The organism is Proteiniphilum sp. UBA5463 (genome assembly GCF_002427225.1).
Taxonomy (GTDB): domain Bacteria; phylum Bacteroidota; class Bacteroidia; order Bacteroidales; family Dysgonomonadaceae; genus Proteiniphilum; species Proteiniphilum propionicum.
Genome location: NZ_DIQL01000023.1, coordinates 1 through 13,101 on the forward strand (window position 1 = coordinate 1; position 13,101 = coordinate 13,101).

Annotated in this window: 7 protein-coding genes; all 7 read left to right on the forward strand. The window is 42.0% G+C overall.

Annotated features, from left to right (window positions below; genetic code table 11):
* Window positions 1-1,012 precede the first annotated feature (1,012 nt).
* Window positions 1,013-2,494, forward strand: a complete 1,482-nt coding sequence (locus B3B27_RS03760; protein WP_286833011.1) for a hypothetical protein — start codon at window positions 1,013-1,015, stop codon at window positions 2,492-2,494.
* 22 nt (window positions 2,495-2,516) lie between these two features.
* Window positions 2,517-5,627: a SusC/RagA family TonB-linked outer membrane protein gene (locus B3B27_RS03765; protein WP_286833009.1), complete on the forward strand. Its 3,111-nt coding sequence runs from the start codon at window positions 2,517-2,519 to the stop codon at window positions 5,625-5,627.
* A gap of 12 nt (window positions 5,628-5,639) precedes the next feature.
* Window positions 5,640-7,694, forward strand: coding sequence for a RagB/SusD family nutrient uptake outer membrane protein (locus B3B27_RS03770; protein ID WP_286846895.1), 2,055 nt, complete (start codon window positions 5,640-5,642; stop codon window positions 7,692-7,694).
* Between the two features lie 61 nt (window positions 7,695-7,755).
* On the forward strand, window positions 7,756-8,751 hold the full coding sequence (locus B3B27_RS03775) for a BT_3044 domain-containing protein (RefSeq protein WP_286833004.1): 996 nt from the start codon (window positions 7,756-7,758) through the stop codon (window positions 8,749-8,751).
* A gap of 90 nt (window positions 8,752-8,841) precedes the next feature.
* Window positions 8,842-10,011 carry a BACON domain-containing protein gene (locus tag B3B27_RS03780; RefSeq protein WP_286846896.1) on the forward strand — a complete coding sequence of 390 codons (1,170 nt, stop codon included), beginning with the start codon at window positions 8,842-8,844 and terminating at the stop codon, window positions 10,009-10,011.
* Between the two features lie 215 nt (window positions 10,012-10,226).
* Window positions 10,227-10,916: a tetratricopeptide repeat protein gene (locus B3B27_RS03785; protein WP_238868484.1), complete on the forward strand. Its 690-nt coding sequence runs from the start codon at window positions 10,227-10,229 to the stop codon at window positions 10,914-10,916.
* 405 nt (window positions 10,917-11,321) lie between these two features.
* Window positions 11,322-13,091 carry an L-fucose isomerase gene (gene fucI, locus B3B27_RS03790; protein WP_238868483.1) on the forward strand — a complete coding sequence of 590 codons (1,770 nt, stop codon included), beginning with the start codon at window positions 11,322-11,324 and terminating at the stop codon, window positions 13,089-13,091.
* Window positions 13,092-13,101 lie beyond the last annotated feature (10 nt).

Here is a 13,101-nt window from a genome sequence, read left to right on the forward strand (position 1 = left end):
GAGAACCATATTCTGCTTCTATTATTAATGCGACTTTTTATAATAACAATACTTCGGTAATTTTTTTTAAAATAGTTCTTATAATCCACTGAATGTCAACAGATTATGACACTTTTTGAGGATCTAACATAAATTGTTGACTGTCAGTATTATAAATGAAGTTTTAACGAAGCATTAATAGTAATAAAAAAACTTTAACTCCAAATGAATAAATATTACAGCTAAATCTTTCAACAGTAAATGTTTGTGCTGAGTTCTTTACAAACAGAATTTATACTAAAACTCTTTAATACATATTTGGAAATTTATTTTCCAAAATGTTTTCTGCTCCACAGAAAACGTGCCATCTGTCAACTATAAAAAGTTGAAGAAAGATACATCATATTGAAGTAAAATTTAAAACCGCAGGACAGTATAATAATAACATACAACTTACAACATTGGTTAATCACAAACATAATCAAAATAAAACATAACAAATAAATGTATTTATTATAAATAATGTAAAACACATTGCCGAAAATTGTACACTCAACATTGCCATTTTTTGTACATTGTAAATTTGCTAATTACAAGAAACTTCCTGATTACTTGATAACATACAAATACATATAGAACACATTATCTACATGATACCCGAAAATATGTTATGTAACATAAATGAAATATTTGTATATATTTGTTTTTAAATCTAACTTTGTGCATCAGCACAGCACAGTACGGTCAAAAATATATAGTAGATATTTAATAACAAAAAGCTATCAATAATACTACGCGCATGAACAAAATAGAAATAATCTATTACGTTGTCTACCATCTTACTAACTAAATAACAGAGCAAGCAATCGCAATAACCGGTTCACATCAATAAATCAATGTTTAATAGTGAAACCTAATATTAAACTGAATAACTAAAAAAGCTACAGCTCCAACAGTAGTAAATTAAAAAAACGATGTAATAGTGTCGATAGGTAATTAATATTTTTTATTATTTAATTTAAATCAAGAGAGAATGAAAAAAATCTTCTTTTCAGGTTTGTTGGTTGCTCTTTTTATAGGAATGTTTTTTTCCTGTAAAGATGAAAGCCAGACAAATTTTCAACCCTTTGACCCGTCACAACCCATAGAGGTTACCGGATTTTACCCCGATTCGGGAGGTATAGCGACACCCTTTATTATTGAGGGGAATAATTTCGGATCGGATACGGCAGGCATGAAGGTGTATTTTGTAGATACACTGGGTGTAAAACATCAGGCCGGGCTGGTAAGTTCCAACGGAAACAAAATTTATGCTTTCGTTCCAAAGCTAACATACCTTCGTAAGATGGATATTATGGTCGAGCGAACTTCAAAAGACGGTAAAGTTGTATCGGGTGTTTGCAATTACAACTTTTTCTACAAAACACAAACATCGGTAACCACAGTACTGGGCAAACCCGAGCCGAACAACAACAGCGTACGTACAGTAGGAGGCGATTTTACTACGGCAACACTCTCGGCTCCCTTTGCAATTTGTCTCGATGATGAAGACAATATTTTTATTATCGAACGCCTATGGAGCGCCCAGGGACACGGAGCAATTCAGAGCGCCAAAAATGAAAAAGGCGACAACGTTGGCAGCAACATTGTTCTGGCCGATACAAAAGGGCAATCGGTAGTGGTTATGAGATACGGAGCAAACTACTCCAATGCCCCCGCTTTTTCCGACCAGCAAGGCAACGAAGCAGTCTACGTGCCGGAAGATGCAGGATTGTATTACTATCAGATGTTGAAGAGTTTGACGTATGCCCCGCGTAACCGCTCGTTAATTCTCGACGAAGAAACAAAGAACGTTATCGAGGGTAACTGGAAGTATTCGTTCGTGGTGAACAAAAACGACCATATGGTATATACTGTAATGTGGAAAGGGCAGCTGGTGCGTTTCAATCCCACAACACGCAACGTGGAGGTATTGCTGGACAAGGTAACACCTGACGTTCCCAATGCGCATGCGGGCTCAAACGGCAGTAACACTTATTGTGTCTTTTCACCTTTGGAAACCAATATGCTCTATTTCTGCATGGAAGACTATAACATGATAAGCCGGGTGGATATTTCGGCATTGGGTGATAAGGACAAAGCAACATATAAAGGAGAACTATATGCCGGTAAAGCCATTATTGAAGGACCAGTTAACGGCCGTGGATGGGAAGATGGGCTGTTGGAAAACGCACGCTTTTTTGCACCCAAGCAAATGGCCTTTACCTCCGACGGCAAGCTCTACATTGCAGATAACAACAATCACTGCATCCGAGTCATTGACACTACCGTTCCTAAGGATCAGGCGATGGTAAATACTGCAATAGGCCTGCCGCAGAGCCCGGGATTCCAGGATGGCGGACCGGAATTCGCCAAATTCTATTACCCTACAGGGGTAGCGGTGAACAGCGACGGGTCGGTAATCTATGTAGCTGATTCAAGGAACCATGTAATCCGTAAGCTTTCCATTGAATAATTAAATTTAAACTGAACAAGGCATGAAAAAAATAATAGGCTTGATCGTCATTTTGGCGAGTATATTTACAATAAACGTTTACGGACAGGGCGAAAGAAATTTAACAGTTTCGGGAGTTGTTTACGATGCTTCGCTTAATGAACCACTTCCTGGTGTTTCCATTTTTATTAAAAATGCACCGGGCGTGGGAACAACTTCCGATACAAACGGGCGCTTTTCCATAAAAGTGTCGCGCCGGGAGGTTATCGTTTTTCAAATGATTGGAATGACAACAGTTGAAAAGCTAGTGGAACAAAGCGAATCCAACGTAAGGGTAGAATTAAAAGAAGATACGCAAGTGTTAGAAGAAGTTGTGGTTACAGGGCTTACCTCTCAGAAAAAAGTCTCAGTGGTGGGAGCCATAAGCAGCGTTGCCGTGGATGAACTGAAAACACCTGCAACCTCGCTGGATAATATGCTGGGAGGCCGCGTTGCCGGTGTTATGACCAGCATGATTTCAGGAGAACCTGGCAAAAATATTTCAAATTTCTGGATTCGTGGTATAGGAACATTCGGTGCCAACTCCGGTGCACTGGTACTTATAGACGGATTGGAAGGACGGCTTCAGGATATAGATCCGGATGATATCCAATCGTTTGCAATATTGAAAGACGCAGCAGCAACAGCTGTTTACGGTGTAAGGGGCGCTAACGGAGTGGTTCTGGTCACCACCAAGAGAGGGGTATCGGGAAAGTTGCAAGTGTCTTCACGCGCGACATTGCAGGTGAACCAGCTTAGACGGTTACCGGAATACCTAGGTGCTTATGATTATGCTAAACTGGCAAACGAGGCGAGAGCCTTATCGGGTGACCCTGATATTTATACCCGTTTGGACCTTGACATAATAAAATCGGGACTGGACCCGGATATATACCCCGATGTTAATTGGCTAAACGAGATAATGAAAAAAACATCTATGCAACACAGATACTACACAAGCGCCAGAGGCGGTGGAGATGTGGCTCAGTATTTCGTATCTGTTGGGGGACAATTTGAGAATGCAGCTTATAAACAAGCCGACGTAAAATTCAAAAAGCCGATAGCATATAATAAAATTACCTATCGAGCCAATATCGATATGAAACTGACACCCAAAACGAAGCTATATTTTGGCACCGACGGCCATATCACAAATCATACTCTTCCTGGCATGGAAGACACAAACTCTCTCTGGAGGGCTGTGCGTGCACTTACGCCGGTAATGTTCCCAGTAACATATTCCGACGGAACGCTCCCAACATATGGAACTGATGAAATGTCATCGCCTTATACACGCCTAAACTATACAGGGTACAGAAACAACAACGACAACCGAAACATGTTGACACTTGAACTGACACAAGAGATAGGAGGCCCACTTAAGGGATTGAAACTTTCGGCTCAAGTGCAGTCAGACCTGCAAACATTTATCAGCGAAGGACGCACAATGAGGCCAAATCAATATCGCGCCACAGGCAGGGACTCGCAGGGGAATCTGATTAAATCGCTTCGTTTGAACGAACAGTCTGTACGGTTCTTTAAATTCAGCAATCACTGGCGTAAATATTATTTCCAAAGCAAAGCAGACTGGAACCGTTCATTCGGACATCACGATCTGGGTGCTTTACTCTTCTATTATATGGAGGATGTACAAGACGGACGCTGGGAATTAGACAATTTAGGGATAAATTCCATTCCCGCGCGCCGTCAAAACGTATCGGGTCGACTTTCATACGGTTATAACAACACCTATTTTATCGATGCTAACTTCGGATACACCGGATCATCGCAATTTAAAAAAGGAGAACGGTTCGGATTATTCCCGTCACTGGCCCTTGGTTGGGTCCCAACCGGATATAAATGGATGCAGGACAATCTTCCGTGGTTGAGCTTCCTTAAAATCCGCGGTTCGTACGGTTTAGCAGGTAACGACCAGATCAGCGGCGCTGTGCGGTTCCCATATCTGACACTGATTGACAACTATGCTGCATCGACATGGGGTTATCGTTATTACGGTATTACTGAAAGGCTGATAGGAGCAGATAACCTAAAATGGGAGGTTGCTAAGAAAGCAAATGCCGGTATTGAAGCTAACTTTTTTAACGACAAGTTGAAAATAGTTGCTGACGTTTTCCACGACCAGCGAGATGATATTTTCATGTCAAGGGTAACCCTGCCAAGCTATCTGGGACTGACTAACCTACCATTCTCAAACGTAGGTCGAATGCATAGCTTCGGGTCGGACGGAAATATTGAATTCTCTCACAAAATAAACAAAGACATCGCTTTTACAGTGAGGTCAAACTATACTTTCTCGCAAAATATTATTGACTATTTCGAGGAAAACAAACTACCTTACGATTACCTGAGCGTAACCGGTAAACCTTACGGAATTATCAGAGGATATATTTCTGAAGGATTATTCAAAGATCGCGAAGATATTGAAACTAGCCCTGACCAAAGCGCATTTGGACGTATACGCCCGGGAGATATCAAGTACCGCGACGTAAACGGTGACGGACGTATAAACGAGGATGACAAAGTACCTCTGTCTTACGGAAACCAGGTGCCGCGTATAATGTATGGAGTAGGGGGAGACTTTTCATGGAAGAATTTAACAGTTGCCCTGTTGTTTAAAGGAGCTGCAAAAGTGGAATATTACCGCTCTGGTATTAACATTTATAACTTCGGTCCAAATGCACCGGGATGGATACCTTTCTATAACGGAGACCTGGGTAATGTGATTAAACTGGCAAATAATCCGAAAAACAGGTGGACTCCGGCATGGTACTCGGGTGATCCGGCTACAGAAAATCCAAATGCCGAATTTCCGCGTTTATCTTACGGGAACAACAGAAATAATGAACAGCTTTCAACGTTCTGGAAAAGAGACGGATCATACATCCGCCTGCAGGAGGTGAGTTTGAGATATAAATTGAAAGATTTGAACTGGATAAAAGCAATGGGGATGTCATCTATCGACCTAGAATTTGTAACAAATAATCTGTTTACAATCGATAAGGTAAAATACTTCGACCCAGAGCAGGCACACTATAACGGAGGCTCTTATCCGATTCCCACATCTTACACTTTCCAAATCTATATGAACTTTTAATACATGATATCTATGAAGATCTTTTCAAAAATAATATTGTTGTCCGGAATAATAGCGAGCATGATACTCAGCTCTTGCAGTTTTCTGGATGTGGATACTTACTTTGAAGACACATTCCAGCAAGACTCAATTTTCAATAGCCAGAAAAATGCCGAAGGCTATTTGTGGTATACTCCTACATTGTTCCCTGACCCGGGAGCTATATGGGGAAATGCATGGACACCGGGCCAGCTGGCTTCTGACGAAATGACCTGCCGATGGAGAACATGGGAGTTCCCGGGCATGCTTTATACTATAGGTGAAGTTAACGAACGAAACCTGGGGTCCATGAACATTTGGTCAGGGATGTACAAAATTATACGCCGTTGCAACGTAATGCTGGCCGAAGTGGACAAGGTTAGCGATATGAACACTCGAGACAAACAGATATATAAAGGATACGTGCATTTCATAAGAGGATACGCATATTATCACCTTCTTATGAACTGGGGACCTTGCCTTATACTGGGAGATGAGGTGCTCTTGAGCTCTGAGTCAGCCGCATATTATGACAAAGAGCGCTCTACTTACGATGAGTCTGTCGATTATATCTGCAACGAGCTGGCACTGGCTGCACAAGTGCTACCTACCAAGCTGCAGCAGTCTCTGAACTTTTATACGCGTCCAACCAAAGGTGCGGCGTTGGCATTAATTTCACGCTTACGGCTATACCAGGCTTCACCGTTATTCAACGGGGGGGATGCCGCAAGACGTAGCTTCGGGACATGGAAAAGAAAAAGTGACGGAGCTTCCTATGTGAATCAAACGTATGACCCCAAACGCTGGGCGGTAGCTGCTGCTGCTGCAAAAGCAGTTATTGAAATGGACATGTATGAGTTGAATACTGTCGAAGCAGATCCACGCAACCCATACCCACTGGCAGATAATGTGCCTACAGCGCCTTTTCCAAACGGGGCAGGGGGAATAGACCCCTACTACTCATTCTCCCACATGTTTAACGGAGAGGGAGTTATTCAAACCAATAAGGAGTTTATATGGGCAGCCGCATCAAGTAATGTATCGACTTACACAAGGCACTCTTTCCCGGTATATTTTGGAGGATGGGGCGGAATGTCAGTACCACAGCGTGTTGTGGATTGTTTTCTTATGGCAGATGGACATACCATCAACAATTCCTCGGAGAAATATCCATACGAACCCGACCTGACAAAAACAATCGGAGGCAGCGGCAAGACATTGGGTACCTATATTTTAAAAGGTGATGTGCCGAAAATGTACGATAACAGGGAAGCCCGTTTTTATGCTTCAATAGGATTCCCGGGAAGTTACTGGCCAATGAACTCTGCTTCACAAGATGCTGCATATTCAAGGAAACAGTTCTGGTTCTCCAAGGACGATGCTTCAGGCATCACAGGTGCGGGAAATAACATTAACGACTATTGCGTGAGCGGATATGTGCCGGTGAAATATATACATCCCGACGACTCATGGGCATCAGGTAAAGGAAATGTAAAAACCTCTTTTATAACCAACCCAAAGCCATTCCCTGTTATACGCTATGCAGAAATTTTGCTTGAATACGTGGAGGCGCTCAATAATGTGGAAGGATCAGTTACAGTGGAAACGGTAAACAGCCTTGGAGAAATGGCAACTGCTACAGTTACACGCGATGTTGCAGAGATGGCACGCTATTTCAATATGATACGATACAGGGCAGGGCTCCCTGGAGCAACAGATGAGCAATTGGCAAGCAAAGAAGTGTTTCAGGAAGTGGTAATGAACGAAAGGCAGATAGAGCTTTTCAACGAAGGATACCGGTATTTCGACAGCAGGCGCTGGGGTATTTATCTTGATGAAGATGCAAATTCTTCCAACTGGCGAGGGCTCAATGTGGAAAAAGACAGAACCAGCATTAACAACAACCAGGGATTCTGGGATATTGTAACTATTAACACGCAGAATATACGTGACCGAATTGCAAAGCCCAAAATGGCATTTCTACCGATATCGCATGATGAATTATTGAAGGTTCCAGAAATGGACCAAAATCCGGGATGGGACAGATAGCGAAAGATCAAGGCTTAAAGCTGGAAGTCAAAAAAACAATCAATATTAAAATGATTTTAAAATGAAAAATAGCATAAAAACAATTTTCGTATTAATGATCGGATTTACCCTTGCAGCCTGCAGTTCGTACGATTTTGAACAAGAACAGTTCAAAAATGAGGTGAATCTGCTCAGCAACTCCGAAATGGTGTATGATAAACAGGTGGCGACATTGAGAACAGACGGCGATACTATTTTCCTGGTAGCGGGGTTAAGCGGGACAAATGCTTCCGGCAAGCCTTTTAATGTGGCTCTAAAAGAGGCAGACTCTTTGTTTCATGCATTCAACAAATCAAACTTCGATATAGATGAAAGCCGCTTTGCAAGATGGCTTCCAAAAGAGTGCTATACATTACCAAGCACGGAGAATCAAATAAAAGCGGGAGAATTTCAAACAAAATTCCCGGTTTACTTGAAAGACCTGCACAGGTTGTCACCTGACTCGATCTATTTGTTGGATTATAAAATTGATTCACTGAAAACAAAAAATTATAATGAAAAAAAGAAAGAGGTGTTGATCCGTATATATATGAAGAATGAATTTGCAACTACAAAAGCAAATACGTTTTACAACTACACTTCATCTTATGTAACTACTCTAAGTCCGACAGGCGGCGTACCAAAACGGCCTACAAATGCAAACCAGGTGTTCCCCTTAAGCCCTAACTCTGTAAGAATGCTTGCAGGAGACGAGAATATGGGCGATTACAAAACAGCGCTTTCACGGATAAATCAGATGAGCATCAAAATAAATATTGGTGATAAAATGACTCAAAATCCGTTGGCTCGCTTTGTGACTATTGAGCCGTATAAAACTATAGACGTGGTGCAGATGCCTCCTGTTGATATCTACAACAATTCTTATCTGATAAATATAATATCCACTCCCGACGGGCGCAGTACATATTATAAAGAGTTCAGGCTTCATTATAAATACCGTTTACAGTCATCACAGCCATACAAAGAGGTGAAAGCCATTTTGCGTATGGAATATAATCCAAGAGCGGATTTGTTGTAATACAAAACAAGCGGTTATCCGCCTGTTGTTCACTAAAACAGCTGCGGATAACTGTTGAAAGAAAAAATCATTTATTTTAATTTGAAAAAAATGAACAGAAAAAATAAAATATTAATTTTTGGACTTATAGGGTTGCTTTTTGGGTTGTTAGGTGTAACTTCGTGCTCTCCCGATTATGAGACCAAATTCGATGTAAAAACGCTTGAGATAGCCAATAGGGACCTGGCGCCCATTGCATTTCAAATAGACGTAGGCCGGAAAGATATAAAGGTTACGACTAATTTAGCTGTTGAAAACTGGACGGCAACATCTAATGCTGATTGGTGCAAGGTAGAAAAATCGGCAGACAAGGTTGTTGTATCTGCTAACAGAAACGACATGTATGTAACCAGAGTGGCACGTATCAACATTGCTTACGGACATCAAGCATACAGCATTGATGTAACACAAGCCGGTGTTGAACCTGTTTTACTGGTTGAAGGAAAACGTATAGGTTTTGTTAAAGGTACTGCATCAGGAGGGGGTGAACTACTGGTCACAGTTTCTTCAAATCTTATCCTGGATTATATTTCAACTCCAGACACTTCTGCATGGGTGAAATTTGTTTCTGTTTCGGACACCCCTGATCCGTTAAAAAAAACACTTAAGTTTAATGTTGAACCGTCATATGCCAGCACCCCACGCTATAGTACGATTATTATCCAATCATCACAGAATTTTGATTATGCAGCCTCCTTCATTATCAGACAAGATAAGAAAGAGTGGGGTGAGCCTATACCGGTAACGTTAACGGTAGGGATGCTCTCGGCAAACGCTACCCAAAGCGGAGACGGACAAGGCCTGCCGGGGTTGATTGATGATAACAAAAATACGTTTTACCACACTTTGTGGAGCAATCCATCACCGGGAGGAAAACCTCATTACGTTCAGATTAATCTCAATGAACCTCTTCGTTATTTGAAATTTGAATATACCTCACGCAATGGAAGCAATGGCGCAGGTGACGTAACACGTGCCGGTATATGGGTGAGCAATACAGGTGGCGATAATGATTGGGTAAAGGCGGCTACCATCACATTCAAACTGCCTACCGGAAGAGGTGTACGTACCTCGGCAAATGAAATAGCTAATTTAAATGGCGAATATAAGTATATAAGGTTTATTCCTGAAGCACGAAAGGATGCCGATCCAATAAACCCGTCAGGCACAAATGGCTGGTGGAACATGGCTGACATGTATCTTTACACTTTTGCCGATTAAATACTGAACAATAAATAGTTATAATTATTTACAACATCAAGAAGATAGATATGTATCCTATAATTAATATGAATAATATAAACTATTTACAGCTGATATTTAATCTGTTTTCTTGAATAGAAATTAAATGTATTCTATTTAGTAGAAAATTAAACATTTTCCTTAAGAGGGGGGGGGAAGACCCCTCCCTCTTTTTCAGATAAATGCAAAACGACATGACAAGAAAAATAATTTTTATAAGCACCCTTATCTCTATCTGTTTTACCGGATGTAAACACAGCAGCAAAATTGATGTTACACCACACAAAGTAAATCAAAAAGCTGATATTTTTTTCAGGGAGGCAACCGGTTTATTGTCTTATTACGACAAAGATTCAACCAGGAAGTGTATAAATCTGCTGGATTCGGCACTGGAAATAGATAGCCTGAATCCTGATTATTACGGAGTAAAAGCAAAATTGTTGTCTGAATTGGGCTTGCTCGACTCCGCGTTAATTGTTCAAAGAAAGGCTGACAGCAAAGGCGCAATAACAGGAGAATACCTATTTCAACTCGGCCTGTTTCAGGCGGCAAAAGGATTAACCAACGAAGCTCACGAGAGCTTCGGAAGGAGCAACGAATATTTGAACCAGATACTGATACATTACCCCGACAGCCTGGGGGCATTTATACTACAACAGGCGGCAAATGCACTTTACCATGGCGAAGACTCTTTATTTATGAATGAAGTCACGGGTATCAGAAAACGTTTCCCCGAGAGACTGATGGAAATTGAAATGACAAGACGGGTTAAGCCACACGCTTTGATAATACAGATACAACAGATAGAAGAAAACTCTTTCAACGATTTAATCTCCGAACTCGACAGTATATCAAAAAAAGAAGCATTAGAAGTGAATAAATAGTGTATTTAACTCCTTGAAACATGTTATCTAACATAAGAGAAAAATTTTTTATTTTAATTTAATACAATAATTTTGTCAGCATGCAACAGCACAGAGCAGCATAGCTGCCAGTGCAGCGCTGAAATTTCACTTATAACTTTAAAGGCAATCTTCGGCATTTTTCCCATATCAAACTGTTTAACAGCAATCTAAAGGATGTTTGGGGAAGGCAATAGAATTATTAAATCAAAAACCGTCTTCTGCACTTTTAACTTTTTCGTTATGCTGGATGAGCAGAAGGCGAATTTATTTCGATTATGTTGTCATGAGAAAAAGTGGAACGAAGTTTAAAAGTTGGAACAGAGCTCAAAAAGTGGAACAGAGTTAGAAAAAGTCTAACTTTGTGAAAAAAATAGTTTAAATAGTATGAAAAATTACCCGAAAATTGGTATACGTCCCGTAATTGACGGACGACAGGGAGGTGTAAGGGAAAGTCTCGAGGAAAAGACAATGAATCTTGCCAAAGCGGTTGCGATACTGATAGGTGACAACCTGAAAAACGGAGACGGAAGCCCCGTCGAATGTGTTATTGCAGATACTACCATCGGACGTGTGGGCGAAAGCGCTGCATGCGCTGCAAAATTTGAACGCGAAGGTGTAGGCTCCACTATTACTGTAACCTCATGTTGGTGCTACGGCTCCGAAACCATGGATATGAACCCCTACTATCCCAAAGCAGTCTGGGGATTTAACGGTACGGAACGCCCTGGAGCTGTTTATCTGGCAGCCGTACTGGCAGCTCACGCTCAAAAAGGGTTACCGGCTTATGGCATATATGGGCGAAACGTACAGGATGCATCCGACAATTCTATACCTGAAGACGTGGCCGGAAAAATTCTTCGCTTTGCCCGGGCCGCACAAGCGGCTGCTACAATACGCGGACGTTCTTATCTTTCTATAGGAAGTGTCTCAATGGGTATAGCAGGCTCCATCGTTAATCCAGATTTCTTCCAGAATTATCTTGGTATGCGCTGCGAATCTGTTGATTCTACAGAAATATTGCGGCGCATCAAAGAGGGTATATACGACCGTGAAGAGTTTGCAATTGCAATGGACTGGACGGAAAAATACTGCAAACCTAATGAGGCTGACGATTTCAATTCTGAGGTTAAACGTAAATCACGGACCGCGATGGACGAGGATTGGGAGTTCGTGGTGAAAATGACTCTTATCATACGTGACCTGATGACCGGAAATAAAAAACTTGAAGCAATGGGCTTCAAAGAAGAGGCGATTGGGCATAATGCTATCGCAGCCGGATTTCAGGGACAACGACAATGGACAGACTTCCTTCCGAACGGCGATTTTTCGGAGGCTGTGCTGAACAGCTCTTTCGACTGGAACGGGATGCGAGAAGCCTTTGTGGTAGCAACCGAAAACGATGCTCTTAATGGTGTGGCAATGCTTTTTGGACATCTGCTCACCAACACTGCACAGATCTTTTCAGATGTGCGGACATACTGGAGCCCTGAGTCCGTGGAACGAGTCACCGGGAAGACTCTATCCGGAAAGGCTTCGAACGGAATCATCCATCTTATAAACTCTGGATCAACCACTCTCGATGGTACCGGCAAACAGCGGAAAAACGGAGCCCCTGCCATGAAGCCTTTCTGGGAAATATCGGAACAGGAGATGGAAGAATGCCTTGCTGCAACCACTTGGTATCCGGCTAACCTCGACTATTTCCGGGGAGGAGGGTACTCCTCAAATTTTCTATCGGAAGGCGGCATGCCAGTCACGATGAGCCGGCTAAACCTGGTAAAAGGGCTGGGTCCTGTGTTGCAGATTGCTGAAGGATGGACGGTTGAACTGGAAGCCGAAATGCACAAGATACTAAACGAACGCACCGACAAAACATGGCCAACCACATGGTTCGTACCCCGATTAACAGACAAACCGGCATTCAGGGATGTTTATTCGGTGATGAACAACTGGGGTGCCAACCACGGTGCAATCAGCTACGGGCATATCGGTAAGGATTTGATCACGCTCGCATCAATGCTCCGCATCCCGGTCAGTCTGCACAACGTAGATGATAGCGATATCTTCCGCCCGGCAGCATGGAATGCTTTCGGAATGGACAAGGAGGGTGCCGACTACCGCGCCTGTGCGAACTTCGGTCCGATTTACAAATAATCAGGTAAGG

Excerpts from the sequence above, each read along its gene's own strand:
- fucI (WP_238868483.1), top strand. The coding sequence starts at position 11,322 with ATGAAAAATTACCCGAAAATTGGTATACGTCCCGTAATTGACGGACGA.
- B3B27_RS03775 (WP_286833004.1), top strand. The coding sequence starts at position 7,756 with ATGAAAAATAGCATAAAAACAATTTTCGTATTAATGATCGGATTTACC.
- B3B27_RS03780 (WP_286846896.1), top strand. The coding sequence starts at position 8,842 with ATGAACAGAAAAAATAAAATATTAATTTTTGGACTTATAGGGTTGCTT.
- B3B27_RS03760 (WP_286833011.1), top strand. The coding sequence starts at position 1,013 with ATGAAAAAAATCTTCTTTTCAGGTTTGTTGGTTGCTCTTTTTATAGGA.
- B3B27_RS03770 (WP_286846895.1), top strand. The coding sequence starts at position 5,640 with ATGAAGATCTTTTCAAAAATAATATTGTTGTCCGGAATAATAGCGAGC.
- B3B27_RS03785 (WP_238868484.1), top strand. The coding sequence starts at position 10,227 with ATGACAAGAAAAATAATTTTTATAAGCACCCTTATCTCTATCTGTTTT.
- B3B27_RS03765 (WP_286833009.1), top strand. The coding sequence starts at position 2,517 with ATGAAAAAAATAATAGGCTTGATCGTCATTTTGGCGAGTATATTTACA.